A 19,877-nucleotide genomic window follows, 5' to 3' on the forward strand; every position below is an offset into this window, starting at 1 on the left:
GAAGGGGGCCTGAGCTGCGGTTTTGCGTGTGTGCGTTATGGGCGGTGTGGGCGTTACCGGCGATGTCTCGGCGCCGGAATGACGCCGTGACGTTCATTTGGCGCTCGTTCTGATAGCCCTCGTGCCCCGTCGGCGTCCTCCGGTGTCACGGGGGACCGCCGTGACCGGTGGTCGGGTCGTGGTCATCGTGGTCGTGGGTCGTTCTTGAGGCCGGTGGTGTCCGTGCGGGCCCGGATGCGGGCCGCCGCGACCTCCGGGGAGGACACGAAGGCGGCCGTGACCAGCAGGAGCCATGCCACCTCGGCGGCGACGGTGCCGGCTATCTGCTGCGACACGGGGCCGGCGGGGTGCACGCCGGCCGGGGTCCGTCCGGCCCGTTTGCCCTCCAGGGCGGCGGCGATCGTGGCGGCCTCCATGACCGCGCGGACTTCCGCCGACCGCTCACCGGGGCCGACGGAAGCGGTGGCCGTTCCGTCGGTCCCGGTGAGCGCCGCCCGGCCGGTGGCGTCGGCGGGGAAGTACGGGCGCAGGGCCAGGTGCCCGTCGCGGATCTCTATGACCCGCCGGTAGAGGTCGAACTCCGCCCGCCACAGCACCGGACGGCGCGGGGCGGCGGGATCGAGCGCTATCTGCGGCAGTTCGGTGCGCAGCGCCGACCACAGCGGCTCCAGTGCCCGGTGCGTGCGGTACGCGGACAGCCAGCGGCCGGGCGCGGCGAGGGGCCCGCCGGACGCACGCGCCCACCAGGTCGCGGTGGCCCCGCCGGTGGCGAGGGCGGCGGTGACGGCGCCCAGCACGCTGCACACCACGTCCTCGCTGGCCGTGTGGAGTCCCTGGGTCAGGTTCATGGGCACGTACGTCAGCACCCACAGGGTCCACACGATGCCGAGGAGCGCGGCGAAGGTCATCAGCCGCAGTCCCGTCCGCATCGGTCCGGCGGCCACCTGCCGCGTCTGCCGGACGAGTTCACGGGTCAGGACGAGCAGGCACCAGGTGCCGTACGCGGCGAAGAGCACGTTGTACACGGCGAGGAACCACCGGCGGTCCGGCGGGGCGGTCGCCAGTCCGCTCTCGGCCCTGACGCCCGCCATGAGCAGGACGGCGGCTTCGGCCACCAGGACCACCACCGCGAGCCGGATCTGCCGCCCCTGCGCCCTGTGGTCGGGGCCGGCGGGCCTGAGCGACAGCCCCACCAGCAGCAGCAGGACGTGCGCGAAGCTCTTGAGTTCGTGGGTGATCAGCATGACGACGGTGTCCAGCGGGGCCAGGTCCCGCAGGGCGGACATCACGACGGGGGCCCTGAAGAGCATCGCGGCCCCCATGCACGCGGCGAAACCGGCGATGTACCGCTGGGCGGGGTCGGAGCCCCGCCAGATGATCAGCGCACGGTAGAGGGCGAAGGACAGGAAGAGGGTGGCGGCGACGAGACTCCCCAGGTCAGCCATCGGCGCCGTCCGGGCCGGCGGGGGTGTCAGGGGTGTCGGGGGAGCCGGTGGGCTCCTGGTTCCCGGCCCCTCCGAACAGGGTGCGCAGCCGCGGCCACTCGGGCCCGGTGGGTCCCGTACGGGCGAGGTGCGCCGCGCGGGTCAGGATGAGCGAGGCGACCAGTTCGGCTTCCTGCTCCTGCGGTTCGGTGTACACGCTGCGGCTGAGGACGCGTCGGACCAGTGCCGGGGGTAAGTCGGGCAGCAGGACCCGGGCGGCGGCCGACGAGGCGGGCGCCGTCTCGTAGTGGCCGCAGATGACGTGTGCCGCCTCGTGCAGCAGGATGTGCTGCTGGTGCAGCGGCGTGGTGTCGGCGGCGTAGACGATGTAGTCGGCGCGGTCGGTGGTGATCAGCACTCCGCACGGGATGTCCGTCTCGGAACGGACCGGTATCAGTTCGATGGGCCGGCCGCGCAGCCGCGCGAGCGCACCGATGAAGTCGGCCGCGTCGAAGGGGCTGGGCAGGTCGAGTCTGTCGACGATGCGCCGACACCGCCGCCGCTGCCGCCCTCGCCGGTCACTACGCACACGCCGTCCTCTCGTCGCCGCCGGAACTCGCGAGTCCACCGCTCCTGAGCACCCTCGCCGGTTACGGTCCGGCGCCGCCGGCGTCCTTCTCGCGGCGGGCGATGACGTCGATCATGTCGCTGATCGTGCCCATGCCCTCGGGTGAGAGGTTGACCGCGCGCAGCGCCACGCTGCGCACCTCGGCGTCGCGCAGTGCGTCGAGCAGTTCCAGCTGTTTCGCGATGACGTCGCCCTGCTCGTCGTCGAAGAAGTAGACGACGGGTACGTCGAAGAACTTGGCGAGGGCTTCGAGGTGGCGCTTGGTGGGATTGCCGCGCCGCCCCGTCCGCAGTTGCCACAGGTAGGTGGCGGAGAAACTCTCGCCCGTCGCCTCACGGCACGCACGGGCGACCTCCTCGTGGCTGTACTGCTCGCGGTTGGGCCGCCGCACGACCCGGAACAGCGCGTCGATGCGGTCCGCCAGCATCGAATCCGACGGTGTCGACGCGGATCCGCTCTCGTCCATCACGTGCCTTCCGCCCTTCCGTGCCGCCCGGGTGGACCGACCGTACGCGTCGTTCATCCTAGCTGACGACCTTCGTCGACGGACAGACGACGGACAGACGACGAACGGACCGAAGGTGAAGACGGACCGGGAAACCGTGGCGACACACGCGCGACAACTGCCGTTTATTCGGCGACAGTTGAGCATGATCTTCGCTGAGTGATCACTGTAGGGAGCGTGGCGCATACTTACCGTTTACCCATGACCAGAGCATCTGGTATATGTCAGCGTCTTGATGCATTCATCTCAGCTCATGACCGAAGGGTGGACCGGATATGGGCGAACCACCGTGCACCGGCTTGCGGTTCTCCGTCCTCGGACCGTTGTCCGCACACGCGGCGGACGCGGCCGGCGGACACGTCCTCCCCCTCGCGCTCGGACCGCTCAAACAGCGGCTGCTCCTGGCCATGCTGCTGTGCCGCCCCCGCACACCCGTCCCCCTCGACCTGCTGACCGACACGCTGTGGGACGGCGAGCCGCCCCGGACGGCCCGGAAGAACATCCAGGTGTACGTGTCGGCCCTGCGCCGGCTCCTGGACTCGGTCGGCGCCGGTGACCGGCTCGTCCACCAGGCGGGCGGCTACCTGCTGCGGGCGGACGACGAGGAGCTCGACGCCCTGCGTTTCCAGCGCCTGGTCCGCGCCGCCCGCGAGGCCACGTACCAGAACGACCTCGTCCAGGCTTCCGGCATGCTGCGCGAAGCGCTCGGTCTGTGGCGCGGTCCCGCTCTGCACGACCTGCGGGTTTCTCCCGCACTGCGGTGCGAGGCCGACCGGCTCGACGGCCGCCGTCTGCAGGCGTACGAGAGCTGGGCCGAGACCGAACTGCGGCTGGGCAACTCCTACGAGGTGGCCGAGACCATCGGTGAACTCGTCGAGGAGCATCCCGAGCGCGAACGGCTGAGAGCCGCCCAGATGAACGCCCTCTTCGACCAGGGACGCCAGACCGAGACCCTCGCCGCCTACGAGGGTCTGCGCCAACTCCTCGCCGCCGAATACGGGTTGCAGCCCAGTCCGGCGCTCCAGACGCTCTACCGGTCGATGCTCTCGGGCGGGGGCGGCGCCACCGGCGGAGTGTTCGGCCAGGCCGGCACCCGGCACGTGCCCCGTCCGGACCGGCGCCCTGCCGCCCTGCTGCCGCCCGACCTGCCCGACTTCACCGGCCGCCGGGAGCAGGTGCGCACGCTGCTCGCCCTCTTGGCCCGGGACGACGCGGGCCCGCGACTGGCGGTGGTGACCGGGCCGGCCGGGACCGGCAAGACCGCGCTGGCGGTCCACGCGGCGCACCGGCTCGCCGGCGCGTTCCCCGACGGCAGGGTGCTGATCCGGATGCGGGACACGGCGGGCCGGGCCCGGCCGACCGTTTCGGTCCTGGCCGAACTGGCCGAACTCGTGGGGTCGCCCGCGCCGTCCACCGCGCGGACCGGCAGCGCGTCGGAGCCGGACCGCACGGCGGCCGCCTGGCGCGGCTGGCTCGCCGGGCGGAAGGTCCTGGTCGTGCTGGACGGCTGCGCCGACGAATCGTGTGTGCGACCGCTCGTGCCCGACACCGGGGCCAGCGCGGTACTGGTCACCGCGCGGACCCCGCTGGCCGGCCTGACCCCGGCGCACCGGCTGGAGGCGACGGCGTTCGACACCGCGGAGTGCCTGGAACTGCTCGGCAGGATCGTCGGCCCCGCCCGGCTCGGCGACGGCCGGGAGGCCGCGGCGCACATCGTCACCGCCACCGGGATGCTGCCCCTGGCGGTGCGCGTGTGCGGTCTGAAACTCGCCGTACGACGCCACCTGCCGCTGGACGAGTACGCCCGGCGGTTGGCGGACAGCCGCACGGTGCTCGACGAACTGGTCGCCGGCGACATGGACGTACGGCCACGGCTGGCGAGCGGCTGGCAGGACCTGTCCCCGGCGGACCGCTCGGCGCTGTGCGACCTGTCCGGCCTCCCCGAAGGCCCCTTCACCCTCGCCCAGGCGGCCGCCCGGCTCGGCCACGGACAGCACGAGGTGCTCCGCCGGCTGGAGTCCCTGATGGACTCCGGTGTGCTCGTCGTCCCGGACAGCGAGATCACCGCCCATGCCGCACGGTACGAACTGCCGCGGCTCATCCGGGTGTTCGCCCGTGAACAGACCGCCCTGCAATCGCCGCCGGTCACTCGGATACCCGCCTGACCCCCCGTCGGACGTCCGCCTGACCCCCCGTCGGACGTCCGCCTGACCCCCCGTCGGACATCCGCCTGAACCTTCCGCCGGGCTCCGCAGCCACCTGGGCCTTTACCGGATCCCAACCGCTTCGGTCCGCGTCCCGAACCGTCCTGGCCGACGCTTCGTAGGAGGCCGGCCCCACCGACGGAGGAGGCCGACCCACGGACGGAGGGTGAGCACGCCATGCAACTCGCCGAGTTGATGTCCCTTCGTCCGGTCCCGTCCGCGGGCCTGCTGGTCACCGTCACCGGGCGCTGCCCGCTGCACTGCGCGCACTGCTCCACCACCTCGACCATGGCCTCGCCCGAGCCGGACTCCGCCGGGCTCCTGAGGTTCGTCGGTTCCTTCGGGGCCACCGACCGCCCCGAGGTCCTGATGCTGACCGGTGGTGAACCACTGCTGCGCAGCGACCTCACCGCCGAGCTGGCCGGCCGGGCGCGCGCCGCCGGCACCCGGGTCGCCCTGCTCACGGGTGCCTGGTTCGCCGCCCGCGGCGGCGGGATCACGGCACGGTCCGGCCCCGGGGAGCCGGACCGTGCCGTGATCCCGCCCGCCGTCATGCGGGCGATCGACGCGCTCGACCACTTCTCGGTGAGCGTCGACGCCTTCCACGAACGCGAGGTCCCCCGCGCCCGCGCCTTCTCGGTGGTGCGGCAGGTCCTCGACCGGGGGATCGCCTGCAGCTTCCACGTCGTGGGCGACGGACCACGGGACCCCTACCTCGCGGACGTCACCACCGACATCCGCCGCGCGTTCGGCGACGGCGTCCCCATGCTGGTCAACTCGCTGCGCCCGGTGGGACGCGCCGCCTCCTGGGCCGCCGCGAGAGCCGTCCCCGCCCCGGACCCCGGCGGGGTGCGGCCCTGCTCGATGGCCGCCTGGCCGGTCGTGGCGGCCGACGGCACCATCCTGGCCTGTTGCAATCAGCACACGGTCGACCGCCGGCCGGCCCCCGCCCACCTGACGGTCGGCCACCTCGACGAGAGCGACTGGGCCTCCGTGAGCCGGCGGGTACGCTCGGCGCCCGCCCTGCGGATGATCAGGACCGTGGGGCCGGGCCATCTGACCGCCCGCCACGGCACGGCGGCCGGTGCCGGTCCGCGGCCGGCGGGGTACTGCGACGGGTGCCGCGCTCTGGGCGAGCACCCCGAAGTCCTCGCCGCCGCGGACCGGCTGGCCGGTGGCCCGGCGGGTGCGCTGCTCGACCTCCACATGGCGCAGCGGCAGCGGGAGGCCGGTCCGGTGTCCTTCGTACGCCGGCACGGCACGGCCGGGTACGAGGACCTGGTCGCCCTGCCCGGAGCACCGCGATGAATACCGCGAGCACCGCGACGAGCACCGCCGCCGGCCTCCGGGCGCGGCTCGCGCTCACCGAGCCGATGATGCGGGCGGCCACCGCCGCGCTGTGGCGGCCGACCGGACTCGGCCCGCGCTACGCGACGTACCTCGCGGTGATGCACGGAGTGATCCGGGCCTCGGTCCCGCTCATGGAACGCGCGGCCACGCTGTGCGCCGCGCTGCGCCCGCACGATCCGGTCGCCGCACCGCTGGAGCGCTACCTCCGGGTCCACGCCGAGGAGGAACGCGGCCACGACGACTGGCTGCTGACCGATCTCGCCGCGCTCGGCGACACCGCGGCGGCCGTCGCCGGCGAGCAGCCGCCGCCGTCGACCGCCCGTTTCGTGGGGGCCCAGTACTACTGGATCGAGCACCACCACCCGGTCGCCCTGCTCGGGTACATCGCCGTACTGGAGAGCAACGCCCCCGCTCCCCGGCTCGCCGACCACATCGCCACCTCGGGCGTCCCCGAGACCTCGCTGCGCACCGTCCGCGCCCATGCCGAGCTGGACGACGGACACACCGCCGACCTCTTCGAGCTGCTCGACGCCCTTCCGCTGACGCCCGTCCTGCGGCGGGCCGTCACCACGAGTGCCCTGCACACCGTTGACGGCCTCATCGGGCTGTTCGCCCGGATCGCAGGGGAACCACGGATCGCAGGGGAACCACGCCCGCTCCACCGCCTCCCGGGAGGAACGTACCCGTCATGAGCGAACGCCTGGAAGACTCCGCGGCAGCCGGCGGTCCCGACGACCGCGGGGACGACACGCTCCGCGCCCTAGAGAGCCACGGCTTCGGACTCGCCGCGCTGACCGACGAGCAGCGCCACGTGCTGCGGGAGCTGAGCGTGGCGGAGCTCGAACTCGTCCTCGACCTCAAGGAGCGGCTCGACGAGGCGGGCCCCGAGGTGCAGGCGCACAGCGAGATCGCCGGCGGAGCGCTGTTCTGACGACCGGGACCCGTGCGGGCCCGGTGTCCTGACGACCGGGGCCCGTGCGGCCCCGCGCACCCGCGCCGACCGTCCGAGAACCGCCAGCCAGGAGGAGTCAGCCATGCGGTGTGCAGACTGCGACCGCGCGATGCCGTCCGGAGCACGCTTCTGCCCGTCCTGCGGCGTGCCCGTCGGCCGCGCGGGCGCGGCCGCCCCCGCCGAGGAACGCAAGATCGTGACCGTCGTCTTCTGCGACCTGGTCGGCTCCACCGCGCTCTCGGGCGTCCTGGACCCGGAGACCCTGCGCACGGTCGTCCTCAGGTACTTCGACCGGATGCGGGCGCCGCTGGAGGACTTCGGGGGCACGGTCGAGAAGTTCATCGGGGACGCCGTCATGGCCGTCTTCGGGGTGCCCGTCACCCACGAGGACGACGCCCGGCGGGCGCTGTCCGCGGCGCTCGCGATGCTCGACGCGGTACGCGACCTCAACGAGAACGAACTGCACCCCACCCTGGGCATCCGGCTGGCCGTGCGGATCGGCGTCAACACCGGACCCGCCGTCACGAGCACCGACGTGTCCACCCGGCAGGCCCTGGTCTCGGGTGAGACCGTCAACGTCGCCGCCCGGCTGGAACAGCACGCCGCCGAGGGCGAGGTCCTGATCGGTCCCGAGACCCGGCGGGCGGCCGGCCCCACCGCCCGCTGCGAGCCGGTCGGCCCGCTGCGGCTCAAGGGGAAGACGGTACCGGTGACCGCGTACCGGCTGCTCGCCGTCGCCGAGGACGACCCGCGGCTCTCGCGCCGCTTCGACGTGCCCCTTGTCGGCAGGACGGCCGAACTCGACGTGTTGCGGCAGGCGTTGCGGGATGTGACCGGGCGGCACGACGCACCGAACGTCCTCGTCGTGCACGGCGAGGCGGGCATGGGCAAGACGCGCCTGGTCCACGAGTGGCTCAGGGACACGGGCCCCGCCTGCGCCCAGGGCTCCGGCCGCTGCCGTTCCTACGGTGAGCACGGAAGCCTCGCACCGCTGGCGGACGCGGTGCGGGAGGTGCTGCGGCACTTCCCCGACGTACGGGATCTGGCCGGGGCCGGCGGGGCCGGCGGGGACGCCGATGAGCGCGACGAGATCAGGCAGGCGCTCGCGCTGCTGGCCGGCGGCCTGCTGGAGGACGGCACGCCGAACCCCTCCGTGGACGACACCTGCGCCGCGACCGGCGACCTGCTGGCCGCGCTCGCCCGCAGGCGGCCGGTCGTGCTGGTGGTGGACGACTGCCAGTGGGCCTCGGACGTGCTGCTCGACGTCCTGGGCACACTGGCCGGGGACCTGACCGCCTCGCCCGTGCTGTTCGTCTGCCTGGCCCGTCCGGACCTCCTGGACCGCCGTTCCGACTGGGCGTCGACCGGGCGGGCCACCAGGTCGCTGCCCCTGCCCGGGCTGACCACCCACGAGGCCGCGACCGTGGCGGAGACCCTCATGGAGGTGGGTGCGCACGGTGTCGGCGGGGCTGTCGCCGGGGACACCGCGGCCGGGACCGGCGTACCCGCGCACGTGCTGGAGGCGGCGGGCGGCAACCCGCTCCACCTGGAGCACCTGGTCGCGGCCGCCATGGAACACGGGTCCGGCTACCGGGCCCTGGGCGCCGACGAGTTGCCGACCACCCTGCAGGCCCTGCTCGGCGCGCGGATCGGTGCGCTCGGCCGGGCCGAGCGCACCACCCTGGACCTCGCGGCCGTGGTGGGACGGGAGTTCACCGCGGACGACGTGGCCGCGCTGGCCGAGCGCGACCGCGACGGCGTGCCCGCGGACGTCCTGGCCGGCGCCCCGGCGAGCGCCTCGACGGTCGGTGACGCCGTGCCGTCCCTGCGCGGCGGCGTCGAGGCCGCGCTCGTGCGCCTGCGCGGGCACCGGCTCGTGGACGCGCCGGACGCGCCGGACGCGCCGGTCGCGTCGGACGGAAGCGGACGGGAGACGCCTGTGTTCCGGTTCAGCAGCGGTCTCCTCCACGAGGTCACCTACCACTCCATGGCTAAGCGCGCCCGGGCCGAGCGGCACGAACACCTCGCCGCACACCTCGCCGCACAGCTCGCCGCCCGGCCGCCGGACGCGGCCGTACGGGGCGAGGACCGTACGGAGGACCGCGACCGTACGGAGGACCGTACGGTGGAGGCGAGCGCGGCGATGGCCGGTCACCTGGAGCACGCCTACCGCTACCGGACCGAACTGGGCATCGCCGGGCCCCGTACCGAGGCGCTGCGGCGCGCCGCGGCCCACCGCCTGGTCGAGAGCGGCACTCGCGCCCTCGCCCGCTCCGACCTCGCCTGGGCGGACGGCCTGTTGCGCCGGGCCCTTGACCTGGCCCGCGACGGTGAGCCCGAGCGGATCGCCGCCACCCGTGGACTCGGCGAGGTCTGCCTGGCCACCGGTCGCACGGACGAGGGGTGTTTTCTGCTGCGGGACGTCCTGACCGCGCCGGTCCCGCACACCGTCGAGACCGCGCACGCGCGCCTCGCGCTCTCCGTGGTGTCCGCGGACCTCGCGGGCGGCACCCCTGGGGAGGTCGCTCAGCGGACCATGGAGGTCTTCGAACGGGCCGGCGACGAACTCGGCCAGGCCAGAGCGGCCGTCCGGCTCGCACAGGAGCGCCAGTTCGAGGGGCGGCACGAAGCCGCCGACCTCCTCCTGAGCCGCGGTCTCGAGCACGCACGGCGTTCGGGCGCCGAGCCCGAGCGCGCCCTGGCGCTGGGCGCCATGGGCATCTCCCTGTGGCGTGGCCCCGCGCCCGTGCCCGGGGCGACGGCCCGCGCGCGCAGACTGCTCGCCGAGCACGGCGAACAGCGGCCGACGGTCAGACTGACGCTGAACTGCCCGCTGGCCGTGCTGTTCGCACTCGGGGAACGGTGGCAGGACGCGCACACCTGTCTCACCCGGGTACGCCGACTCGTGGACGGCCTCGGCTACGCCGAGGGGGCGGTGGTGCTGCCGCTGTTCCACGCCACCGTGGAGTCCCTCGCGGGCGACGGGCGGCACGCGCTGGAGCTGCTCGACGAGGCCACCGCCGCCGCGCACGCGCTCCGGGCCGACGGACTGCTGGCCGCGCTGGACCGGGAGTCGGCGCGGCTGCTGCTGGACGCGGGCCGGGTCGACGAGGCGGTGGCCCGCCTGACCACGGCCACTGGTCCGGACGGCCCGGACGGTCCGGACGGTCTGAACGGTTTGGACCGTCCGGGCACGGTCTCGCCCGCCCCGGCGGCACCGGCCCGCTCCGACGCCGCCGACCTCGACGGACTGCTGGCCCGCATCGCCGTGGCCGAGGGCCGGCCCGCGGACGCCGTCGCGCTCTCCGAACGTGCCGTGCGCCGCGCCGCCGGCACCGACTCGCCGGTCGTCAGGGCGAACGCCTGGCTCGACCGGTCCGAGGTCGTGCGGCGGACGGGCCGGGCAACGGAGGCGCGCGCGGCGGCGGAACGGGCCGTCGCCTGCTTCGAGGCGAAGGGGCACCTGCCCGGTGTGCGCCGGGCCGCGGCGGCCCGCGCCACCCTCGACGCCACTCCCGCGCGCACCGGCAACGGCTCCCGCCCGGGTTTCCGTACCGGCCCGGCTCCCCTCCCCGACCGGACACCGAAGGGCCCCTGAATGGACACGGCACAGACGGCGGCACGCCGCCCCGAACTGGTGTGGAGCCTGCGCGGCAGGCGGCCCGAGGACATCGGGGTCACCGCCGACGAGGAGCGCCCCGGGTCGGCACGGGAGGGGGAGAACGCACGCGGACGCGGTGTCCGCGTGTGTGTCGTGGACTCCGGTGTGGAGACCGGCCATCCGCTGGTCGGCCGGGTCGACGGCGCCTGGGCCGTGGTGAAGGACGAGCACGGGATCAGCGTGACGGAGACAGAGGCCACGGACAGCTGCGGTCACGGCACGGCCTGCGCGGGGATCATCCGCAGGACCGCGCCGGAGTGCGAGCTCTACAGCGTGCAGGTGCTGGGCAGGACGTTCGGCGGAACCGGGGACGTCCTGCTGGCGGGCCTCAGGTGGGCGATCCACGAGGGTTTCGACGTGATCAACCTGAGTCTGTCCACGACCCGGGCACGGTTCGTCGAGGAACTGCGAGCCCTCGCCGACGAGGCGTACTTCCGCCGGACCGTCATCGTCGCCTCGGCCCACAACTCCACGGTGGAGAGCTTCCCCTGGCGGTTCGCGTCGGTGATCTCCGTGGGCAGCCACGCGGAGGACGACCCCGACCTGCACCTCTACAACCCCAGTCCGCCGGTGGAGTTCTTCGCCCCGGGCCAGAACGTCCAGGTCGCCTGGCTCGGCGGCACGACGATCCGTACGACGGGCAACAGTTTCGCGACGCCGTACATCACGGGACTGTGCGCCCGTGTCCTGTCCCGGCACCGCAGGCTGACGAGCTTTCAGCTCAAGAACGCGCTCTACCTTTCCGCGGCCAACGTACACACCGGCATGAGGGGTGCTTCGTGAACGACGACAACGCTGAGACCGACGCGGCGAACGACCTGCTCTCGCAGGAACTCCTGCGGTCCGTGGTCGACGTGGCGCGCGCCATCTTCGGTGCCGCCGCCAGCTCGGTGTTCCTGCTGGACGAGGCGCGGCACGAACTGGTCTTCCAAGCGGTCTCCGGCCAGGGCGAGGACGTTCTGGTCGGCCGGCGTTTCCCCGCGAAGAGCGGTGTCGCCGGGTGGGTGGTGATGTCCGGCGAGCCCGTCATCGTGGACGACCTGTCGCACCGCTCCGACTTCGACCGGGCGTTCGCCGAGTCCACGGAGTACGTGCCCGACGCCCTGATGGCGGCTCCGCTGACCCACGAGGACCGGATCCTGGGCGTGCTGGAGGTCCTGGACCCGGCTCCCCAGTCCCGGTCCAGCCTCGACGAGCTGGATCTGCTGGCGCTGTTCGCCCGGCAGGCGGCCTTCGCCCTGCGGGTGGTGCTCGACCGCCGGCGGCGGGCGGCGGGAGCGGACCTCGGCGGCGAGGACCTCGCGGCGGCCCTGCGCATGGCGGAGGACCTGCGCCGCCTGCTGGGAACGTCCACCTGACGGTCCGCCGACCGTCCGTCGACGGATCACCGGGGCCCGTCCCATCCCGGTCCCTCCGGCGCCCGCCGGCCGACGGGCACCGGGACGGGTCCCGGGGGTCCCGCAATCCTGGAACAGCCAGGCAGGAGCCTGAGAGGGAAGCTGGCCGAGGGCCTACGGGGATCGGTGCGGACTTGCGGATGGGGGCGGCGCGGGTCTGTGGGGGGAGCGGCCCGATGGGGCGTAGACCGGTGGGGCACGGACCCGAAGGGTGTCTGGTGTCTGGGGCCTGGGGGGTCGGCGCGGATCCGAAGGGCACGGGCTGAGGGCTGGGGCTCTGGCTGGGGGAGGTGGGGAGAGCTTTGTGGGGGGCGCGGCCCTGTGGGGGGGCGGTTCTATGAGGGTGCGGCCAAAGGGACGGCGCGGGCTTGGGGGATCTTGTGGGGGCACGGCCCTGTGGGGGAGGTGGCCCGGTAGGGGCGCGGAACATGGCGCGGCCTGAGGAGGGCAGCGCGGCCCTGAGGGAGGCGGTTCTACGAGGGCGCGGCCAAAGGGGCGGCGCGGGTCCGGGGGATCTTGTGGGGGAGAGCCTTGTGACAGCGCGGCCCTGCGGGGGAAGCGGCCCGGTGAGGGACCCAGATCCGAAGGGCGCGGCCCGAGGAGGGGGCGGCCCTATGAAGGGCGCGGCCTGGGGGCGGCACGCCCCCGGGCATGGGCGCGGCCCCACGCGGGCCGGGGGGCGCGGTCCGGGGGCGGCACGGTCCCGTGCATGGGCGGGCCCCACGCGGGGCGGGGGGCGCGGCCCACGCAGGGCCGTGTCGGCGGTCCCCTCAGTGGGTGAGCCGTCGGGGCGGGGCCGTGGTCGGCCGGCGGAGCGGTTCCCGCGGGGGTGTCTGCCGGGCGGTCGCCGCCAGGCGCAGCGTGCGGCAGCGTGCGGCGCCGGTGAGTTCGTACGGCACGAGCATCAGCTCGTCCGCGCCCAGCCTGCCCGCCAGCGCGTCCAGTTCGGCGTTCACCTTCGCCGGCGCGCCGTGGACCACCTGGTTCTCGTCCAGGGTCCGGCGGGCCACGTATAAGGCCCGGTCCGGGGACAGCGTGGTGTCCGCGGCGGCCTCCCGGTGCGGGCCGCCCAGCCGCGCCGAGGCGTCTAGGGCCAGCGCCTCGGCCTCCTCGTCGGTCTCCGCGCAGACCACGTTGACCGCGACGACGAGGTACGGCCGCCCGCCCGCCCGTGCCGCCCGGAAGGCGGAGCGGTAGCGGGCCGTCGCCGCCGGCCGGCACTTGGACCGGCCCAGGTGATGGCCGTAGGCGAACGGCAGCCCCCGTTCCGCGGCGGTCCGCGCGCTCCCCTCGCCGGCGCCCAGGACGTGCACCTCGGGCGGGCTCGACGGACGGGGCGTCAGCGGCAGCGCATGGAAACGGTGCTGCTCCGGCCCGCGGCCCAGCAGGAAGCCCAGGAGTTCGTCGATCCGCTCCGGGAACTCGGCCGCACCGAGCGGATCGCGCCGCAGCGCCGCTTCCATGAGCCCGTCCGGCGTCACGGGCCCGGCCAGGGACCGGCCGAGGCCGAGGTCGATCCGTCCGGGATACAGCGCCTGGAGGGTGGCGAACTGCTCCGCGACCGTCAGCGGGGGGTGGTTGGGCAGCATCACCCCGCCCGACCCCACCCGGATCCGCTCGGTCCGCGCCGCGAGGTGCGCGATCAGCACACTGGGGACACCGCTCGCGGTCCGGTGCGAGGAGTGGTGCTCGGCGACCCAGAAGCGCGCGTAGCCGTACGCGTCGGCCGTCTGGGCCGTGTCCACCATGTCCTGGAGGGACCGCTCGGCCCCGGTCTCCGGGAGGCGGCCCCCGAGTTCGAGCACGGATCGGGGCACGGGCGGGACGGACGGGTCCGGAGCGTCCTCGGTCATCGGGTCGGCCACGCCGGTCGTCGGGTCGGCCACGCTCATACGTCGCTCCGGAGTGTGTGGTGGTCTGTGGTGGTCGGATCGGGTCACGGCCGGAAGGAGCCCGCGAAGTACGTCAAGGGCTCGCCCGGGGTGCCGCGGGCGAGGTCGCGCACCTCGCCGAGCAGGATGGAGTGGTCTCCGCCCTCGTACACGGCGGCCAGGGCGCACTCCAGCCAGGCCAGCGCGCCCGCGAGCAGCGGGGCCCCGGTGACGCGCCCGGTGAACGCGTCCACCGCGTCGAACGCGCCGGGTCCGCGCGGTCGGCGGTGGTCCGCGAAGTACCGGGCCACGTGGTCCTGGCCGGAGCGGAGGATGGAGACCGCGAAGTGCCGCTCCGCGAGCACGGTCGCGTGCACGGCCGCGGTGCGGGCCACGCAGACCAGGACGAGCGGGGGGTCGAGCGAGACCGAGGTGTAGGAGTTCGCCGTCATCCCCTGGGGCAGGTCGCGTCCCGCGCTGACCACGGTCACCCCGGTCGCGAACTGCCCGAGCACCGCGCGCAGGGTGTCCCGGGTGGCGGTGCCCGGTTCGAGGGACGGGGTGTTCCTCATCGCTTGGCCGCTCGGTGAGCCGGGGATGCCACGCGGGCCGGTTGCGTCACACGGGCCGGTGGCGCCACGCGGGCCCGTGCCGCGAGGCGCAGCGTACGGGCGCGCGCCTTCCCGGTGGCTTCGAAGGGCGCGACCATCAGCTCGTCCGCGGCGAACCGGGCGGCCAGCGCCTCCAGTTCGGCGGCGACCTTCGCGGGTGCGCCGTACACCACCTGGTACTCGTCGAGGACCCGGCGGGCCAGGTGTTCCGCCCGGGCCGGGGACAGCGGACCCGAGGACGCGGCGTTGCCGGAGTGCGCGGCCATGTAGGCGGCGCTCCGCAGGGCCAGTGACTCGGCCAGTTCGTCGGTCTCGGCGCACACCACGTGGACCGAGACGCTGAGGTGGGGCCGGGTGCCGTCCTGCCCGGGGTGGTCCAGGTCCGGCCGGAACGCCGCCCGGTAGCCCTCCGGGGCCTCCGGGCGGCAGATGGCGCGGCTGAGATGGTGGCCGTAGACGAAGGGCAGTCCGCGTTCCGCGGCGAGGCGGGCGCTGGTCGTGCCGGCGCCCAGGACGTGGACCTCGGGTGCGGTGGCGGGACGCGGTGTCAGCGGCAGGGAGTGGAAGCGGTTGCGGTCCGGGCCCCTGCCGAACAGGACGCCCAGCAGTTCGTCGATCTGGGCGGGGAACCCGGTGCCGGCTCTCGGAGCCCGCCGCAGGGCTTCCTCCAGCAGCCGGTGGGCTTCGGTGCTGCCGTCGGAGGGGCGGCCGACGCCCAGGTCGATGCGCCCGGGGTGGAGGGTCCCCAGGGTGGCGAACTGCTCGGCGACCGTGTAGGGCGGGTGGTTGGGCAGCATCACCCCGCCCGACCCCACCCGGATCCGCTCGGTGCGCGCCGCGATGTGCGCGATCAGTACGGCGGGGGTGCTGCTGGCGCTCGTGCGCACGGCGTGGTGCTCGGCGACCCAGAAGCGCCGGTAGCCATGCGCGTCCGCGGTCCTGGCCGTGTCCACCACGTCCCGGACCGCCTGCTCGGCGGTCGTCCCGGCCGGATGGCCGCCCCGTTCGAGCACGGAGAGCGGCAGGGACGGTTCGGCGGGGTCCGCGGACCGCGGCACGTGCTGGGAGGTCGTGGTCATGCGTCACTCCGGGTGGGCTCTCGGTGAGCGGCAGGGGCGGGAGCCGGCGTCGGCAGGGTGAAGGCCAGGAGTGCGAGTACCAGGTAGGAGACCGCCAGGACGAGGGCGGTCACCGGCAGCGAGCAGGTGGTCAGCAGCAGCGCGGCGGCCAGCGGCGCGCAGGGCTGGAGCAGTTGGACGACGAAGTCGTTGGCGGTGGTGACGCGGCCGTAGATCTCCTTGGGGACCGAGGTGGCCATGACGGAGACGACGGCCGCGTTGATCGCCGGGACCAGCAGGGACATCGCGGAGAACGCGGCGACGAACGCGAGGGTGCTCCCGCTGAGCCACGCGAGCGTCAGGAGCGCGCCGGCGGCCGCCGGTCCGGAGGCGACGAGGACCGGCAGCGGCAGTCTGCGCTGGAGGGAGGGGGCGGCGAGCGAGCCCAGCAGTCCCGCCAGGGCCGCGCTGCTGAACGCATAGCCGACGGCCGTGGCGCCGCCGGGCCGGTCGCCCACCCCGAGCATCAGGGCGGAGCCGAACATGCTGAAGACCACGGTCATACCGCTGAAGAAGACGGTGGAGCGGCGCAGGAACGGATCGTGCGCCAGGTGCCGGAAGCCCACGGTCAGCCGGTCCCGGAACCCCGCCGCCGGTGCCTGCCGCACCGGCTCAGGACCGGGCGGGGCCGGCGGGACCACGGCGGGTTCCGGTACCGCGGGGTCCTTGGGGTCCTTCGGCGGCGCGGTCACCGCCCGTTTCCGCGGCACCATGGCGGCGACGCAGAGCGCCGACGCCAGGAAGGTGACCGCGTCGACCGCGAAGGGCAGCGCGGGGTACACCCCGATGAGCAGTCCGCCCGCCGCGGGGCCCGCCATCGACGCCCCGTAGGCGCGGGCCTGGTTCAGCGACACCGCCGCGGGGATCTGCTCGCTGCTGACGACGCGCCGGATCAGCTGGAACTGCGACGGCTTGAACACCTCCATGGCGCTCGCGGAGACGATGACCGCGACGATCGCCAGCCACATCGGCAGGGACCCCGCGAGCAGGAACAGGGCCACGGCCGCGGAGACCGCGAGGCGGACGAGGTCGCAGGCGATCACGAGCCTGCGCTGGTCCTGGTGATCGCTCAGCATCCCGGCGGGGATGCGGACCAGCAGGCCGGTGACGGCCACCACCGTGGTCACCGCGGCCACGGAGGTGACGGGATGGCCCCCGGCCAGCAGGACGAGCGGCAGCGCCACCCCGGCCATCGAGGAGCCGAAGCCCGACAGCGTCTGCCCCACCCACAGCAGGCGGAACTGCCGGTTGTGGCGCAGCACCGAGGTCCGGCCCCCGTCCGTCCGCACGGCCTCGGTGGTCACGAGCCGTCCCCGGGGGCGGGCCGCGCGCTGGTCAGCAGGTCGTCGAGGAGGAAGTTCCGGTTGGTGCGCCGTCCCGGGGCGGCGTGCCGGACCCGGTCGAGGAACAGGGCCACGCCCGCCGAGCCGCTCGCCAGGTCGCAGCTTTCCCGCAGTGACTGCTCTCCGGGGAAGACGACGCCTTCGGGGCGCCGCAGGGTGTGGCAGAGCACCGCCTCCGCCGCCCGCTGGGCATCGCCGAGGAGTTCCGGGTCGCCGAGGAACTCGTACGCGTCAAGGAGTGTGTTGCCCAGGCCGCTGATGCCGTGGAAGAGCTGGGGAAGACCGGTGTACTTGCGGCGGACGTCGGGCAGGACGCGGTCCACCTCCTTGCGCAGCCGGTCCTCGCCGGTGACGTCCCAGTAGCGCAGGAGGGTGGTGAGTACCCCGGCTGTGCCGGCGTCCCAGTAGTGGCGCCGTACCCGCGGGCCCTCGCTCTGTGCGAACGACGGGAAGGACAGCACTCCGCTGGTCGAGTGGATGGGGTGGGAGAGGTCGAACTCCAGCGCCGCGAGCCCGAGGTCGAGCAGCCGCCCGTCGCCGGTGACCCCGTGCAGGGCGAGCAGGAACATGGCGACGCCGGACGCGCCGTAGCCGTAGCCGACGGGAATCCGGTCCGCCGAGTCGGGCCAGTGCGCCCGGCCGTCCTCCCAGCGGGCCTCCGCCGTCAGGCGGTCGCCGATCGCGACCGCGCGGTCGAGGAACTCCTGCACCCCGTGGTCGCGCCACAGCCGCAGACAGGCCATGCCGTGGCCCGCCGCGCCGGTCAGGACGCCGGGCTCGGTGTGCAGCAGCGGATGTCCGCCGGCCTCGCGCAGCAGCCGGACGGCCTGGTCCCGGTGGCCCAGCGCGGACAGCGACCAGGCCACGCCGGCCGAGCCGTAGTAGAGGCCGGGGGGCAGCGCGTCGTGGCCGGCCGGCCGGCGCAGGGTCCAGGAGAGGAACGCGTCGGGGATCTCCCGGCCCAGGGTGTGCATCGCGTACAGGCCGCCGTGGGCGCCGTGGGCGAGGGAGAGCGGGTTGGTCTCGAAGACCAGCACGTCGGCGGGCAGGAGCCGGTCCTCGCGTTCGGGCGTCGCGGTCTCCTTCATGTAGTCGACGACGCCGTCGAGCACCTCGGTGATCCGGTCGTGCAGGTCGGCGCTGCGTTCCGGTTCGGGCCGCAGCCGGTACGCGAGCGGCGGCGGCCGGCGCCAGGCTGTGTCGAAAGGCAGCTCGGCCAGCCGCCGGCGGAGCACGGCCGGGTCGGGCAGTTCTTCGTCCTCGCTGTAGAGGTCGCCGATCAGGGAGGTCAGTTCGGCGGGCAGGTCGAGGTCCCGGGCCACCTCGGTCATCAGACGCAGCGGGAGTTCGTGGTCGACCATGTCGTTCTGCTGGCAGGCGAGCAGGGTCGCCAGCATGAGGCCGCCGAGCGCGTAGTAGTCGGTGCGTCGGTCGCCGTGCCTGGCGGCCAGGGCTCGCCGGGTGACCATGCCCGGTGTCATGAGCCCCGCTCCGGGGGCGCCGTCCTCGTGGAAGGCGGACTCCAGGTCGATGACGCGGATCCGGTCGTCCGGTGTGACCATGACGTTGGTCGGGGACAGGTCGCCGAGGACGATGCCGCGCTCGTGGCAGAGCGCGATGGCGTCGGCGAGCTGCAGCCACACCCGCTGCAGGCGCTGGTAGTAGTCGGTCAACCGCTCGGCCGACAGGTCGAGTTCGAACACGGGGTTCTCGGTGGTGACGATCAGTCCCAGATGGCTGGCCCCCACCCATTCCTCGACGAGGTAGGAGTGTTCCCACTGCCGGAAGAAGCCGAGGGGGCGGACGAAGAACCCGCTGTCGGCCAGTTCCGTCAGCAGGTCGTACTCGTGGCGCAGCAGTACGACCGCGTCGAGGCCGTCGGGCCCGACCTCCACACCGGGGCGGGCCTCACGCAGCACGACGTCGGCGCCGGTGACGGTGTCCACCGCGCGGTAGATGCCGCCGCGGTTGCTGAAGGCGATGGCGCTCTCGATCTCGTATCGCCCGTCGAGTACGCGCTTCGCGGCCGGCGCGTCGTCCGGTTCCTCGGGGGTCGCGGCGGGGGGCGGGCCCTCGCCGGTCACGGGATCCGTGGTCCACTCCGGCATGGACCAGTACGGGGTCCGGGTGTCGCGGACCAGGGCCCCGTCGGGGGACTCGATCAGCAACTCCCGCACGCCGAGGGACTGGAGCCGGAACCTGCTGGTGAAGCCGCCGTAGCGGTACGAGACGACGCGGGAGCCCGGGTAGCGGCGGTCCGACAGGACGTAGGGGCCCTCGCAGCCCCGCAGCGCGCCGGTGAGCGCGCGGGCGACGTCGTGGAAGGACGTGTCGTCGGGCGGGTAGACGGTGATGAACTTGCCGCTGGCCGGGCGGGAGAAGGACTTGCTGTTCAGCTCGCGCACCTCGGTGGGGTCGATCAGGAACTTGAAGCGCACGCCCGCGTCGCGCAGCACGGGCAGGCTGCGGCGCAGGGTCTCGGCGCTGGTCCGCGAAGTGGCGGAGACGTGGAGTTTCCAGCCCTGGCCGAGTTCGGGCGCGCCGGGCGGGTCCGCGACGAACCAGTGTCCGTGCCGCCGCAGCCCCCAACTGCCCGGCATCGCCGCACGGAACTCGGTCAGATGGGCGCTGCCGGGCTGGCGGCGGACGGGGTCCTCGAACCATCGGGGGTCATACCTCAGGTAACGCAGCATCGTGTTCCAGGGGAGCTGCATGCCTACGGGGTCCTTTCTCGTCCACGTCCGGTCTCGTCCACGTCCGGCCACCGGGCTCGACCGCCGGCCGGGCCGGTGGTCCACCACGGCCCGGCCGGC

15 protein-coding genes are annotated in these 19,877 nt (G+C 74.1%); 7 read left to right on the forward strand and 8 right to left on the reverse strand.

Annotated elements, in window-relative coordinates; all coding sequences use genetic code 11:
- Positions 1–182: 182 nt before the first annotated feature.
- The 3 genes from ACFYXC_RS32460 to ACFYXC_RS32470 all read right to left on the reverse strand — a co-directional run bounded on the left by ACFYXC_RS32460 (position 183) and on the right by ACFYXC_RS32470 (position 2,518).
- On the reverse strand, positions 183–1,445 hold the full coding sequence (locus ACFYXC_RS32460) for an MAB_1171c family putative transporter (protein WP_389555679.1): 1,263 nt from the start codon (positions 1,443–1,445) through the stop codon (positions 183–185).
- Entirely contained in the window at positions 1,438–2,013 is a 576-nt protein-coding gene (locus tag ACFYXC_RS32465) for a ParH-like protein (protein WP_389555681.1), read from the reverse strand. The genes ACFYXC_RS32460 and ACFYXC_RS32465 overlap by 8 nt, the downstream gene beginning before the upstream one ends.
- Before the next feature lie 61 nt (positions 2,014–2,074).
- A complete protein-coding gene (locus tag ACFYXC_RS32470) occupies positions 2,075–2,518 on the reverse strand; it encodes an XRE family transcriptional regulator (RefSeq protein WP_389555683.1) in 444 nt (147 codons plus the stop codon).
- Positions 2,519–2,832: 314 nt separating this feature from the next.
- Here ACFYXC_RS32470 and ACFYXC_RS32475 point away from each other — a divergent pair, with 314 nt between their 5' ends.
- The 7 genes from ACFYXC_RS32475 to ACFYXC_RS32505 all read left to right on the forward strand — a co-directional run bounded on the left by ACFYXC_RS32475 (position 2,833) and on the right by ACFYXC_RS32505 (position 12,082).
- Positions 2,833–4,722: a BTAD domain-containing putative transcriptional regulator gene (locus ACFYXC_RS32475; RefSeq protein WP_389555685.1), complete on the forward strand. Its 1,890-nt coding sequence runs from the start codon at positions 2,833–2,835 to the stop codon at positions 4,720–4,722.
- Between the two features lie 216 nt (positions 4,723–4,938).
- Positions 4,939–6,069 carry a radical SAM protein gene (locus ACFYXC_RS32480; RefSeq protein WP_389555687.1) on the forward strand — a complete coding sequence of 377 codons (1,131 nt, stop codon included), beginning with the start codon at positions 4,939–4,941 and terminating at the stop codon, positions 6,067–6,069.
- Positions 6,066–6,803 carry an iron-containing redox enzyme family protein gene (locus ACFYXC_RS32485; protein ID WP_388908221.1) on the forward strand — a complete coding sequence of 246 codons (738 nt, stop codon included), beginning with the start codon at positions 6,066–6,068 and terminating at the stop codon, positions 6,801–6,803. The genes ACFYXC_RS32480 and ACFYXC_RS32485 overlap by 4 nt, the downstream gene beginning before the upstream one ends.
- A complete protein-coding gene (locus ACFYXC_RS32490) occupies positions 6,800–7,042 on the forward strand; it encodes an aroma-sacti cluster domain-containing protein (RefSeq protein WP_389555689.1) in 243 nt (80 codons plus the stop codon). Before ACFYXC_RS32485 ends, ACFYXC_RS32490 begins: the two co-directional genes overlap by 4 nt.
- Positions 7,043–7,145: 103 nt before the next feature.
- Complete coding sequence (locus tag ACFYXC_RS32495; protein ID WP_389555690.1) at positions 7,146–10,661, forward strand: adenylate/guanylate cyclase domain-containing protein; 3,516 nt, start codon at positions 7,146–7,148, stop codon at positions 10,659–10,661.
- A complete protein-coding gene (locus ACFYXC_RS32500) occupies positions 10,662–11,507 on the forward strand; it encodes a S8 family serine peptidase (protein WP_389555691.1) in 846 nt (281 codons plus the stop codon).
- A complete protein-coding gene (locus ACFYXC_RS32505) occupies positions 11,504–12,082 on the forward strand; it encodes a GAF domain-containing protein (RefSeq protein WP_388908213.1) in 579 nt (192 codons plus the stop codon). Before ACFYXC_RS32500 ends, ACFYXC_RS32505 begins: the two co-directional genes overlap by 4 nt.
- Before the next feature lie 809 nt (positions 12,083–12,891).
- Here the strand turns inward: ACFYXC_RS32505 and ACFYXC_RS32510 are convergent.
- From ACFYXC_RS32510 to lanKC, 5 genes are read right to left on the reverse strand one after another with little or no spacing between them, the layout of a single operon-like run.
- Positions 12,892–14,013 carry an MsnO8 family LLM class oxidoreductase gene (locus ACFYXC_RS32510; RefSeq protein WP_389555692.1) on the reverse strand — a complete coding sequence of 374 codons (1,122 nt, stop codon included), beginning with the start codon at positions 14,011–14,013 and terminating at the stop codon, positions 12,892–12,894.
- Positions 14,014–14,057: 44 nt separating this feature from the next.
- Entirely contained in the window at positions 14,058–14,564 is a 507-nt protein-coding gene (locus ACFYXC_RS32515) for a flavin reductase family protein (protein WP_389555694.1), read from the reverse strand.
- A complete protein-coding gene (locus tag ACFYXC_RS32520) occupies positions 14,561–15,682 on the reverse strand; it encodes an MsnO8 family LLM class oxidoreductase (RefSeq protein ID WP_389555696.1) in 1,122 nt (373 codons plus the stop codon). The genes ACFYXC_RS32515 and ACFYXC_RS32520 overlap by 4 nt, the downstream gene beginning before the upstream one ends.
- The gene (locus ACFYXC_RS32525) at positions 15,679–17,025 is read right to left on the reverse strand and encodes an MFS transporter (RefSeq protein WP_389555698.1); all 1,347 of its coding nucleotides are present in this window, start codon (positions 17,023–17,025) and stop codon (positions 15,679–15,681) included. Before ACFYXC_RS32525 ends, ACFYXC_RS32520 begins: the two co-directional genes overlap by 4 nt.
- On the reverse strand, positions 17,022–19,778 hold the full coding sequence (lanKC, locus tag ACFYXC_RS32530; RefSeq protein ID WP_389555700.1) for a class III lanthionine synthetase LanKC: 2,757 nt from the start codon (positions 19,776–19,778) through the stop codon (positions 17,022–17,024). The genes ACFYXC_RS32525 and lanKC overlap by 4 nt, the downstream gene beginning before the upstream one ends.
- Between the last annotated feature and the right edge of the window lie 99 nt (positions 19,779–19,877).

This window comes from Streptomyces sp. NPDC002701, assembly GCF_042889045.1.
GTDB lineage: Bacteria > Actinomycetota > Actinomycetes > Streptomycetales > Streptomycetaceae > Streptomyces.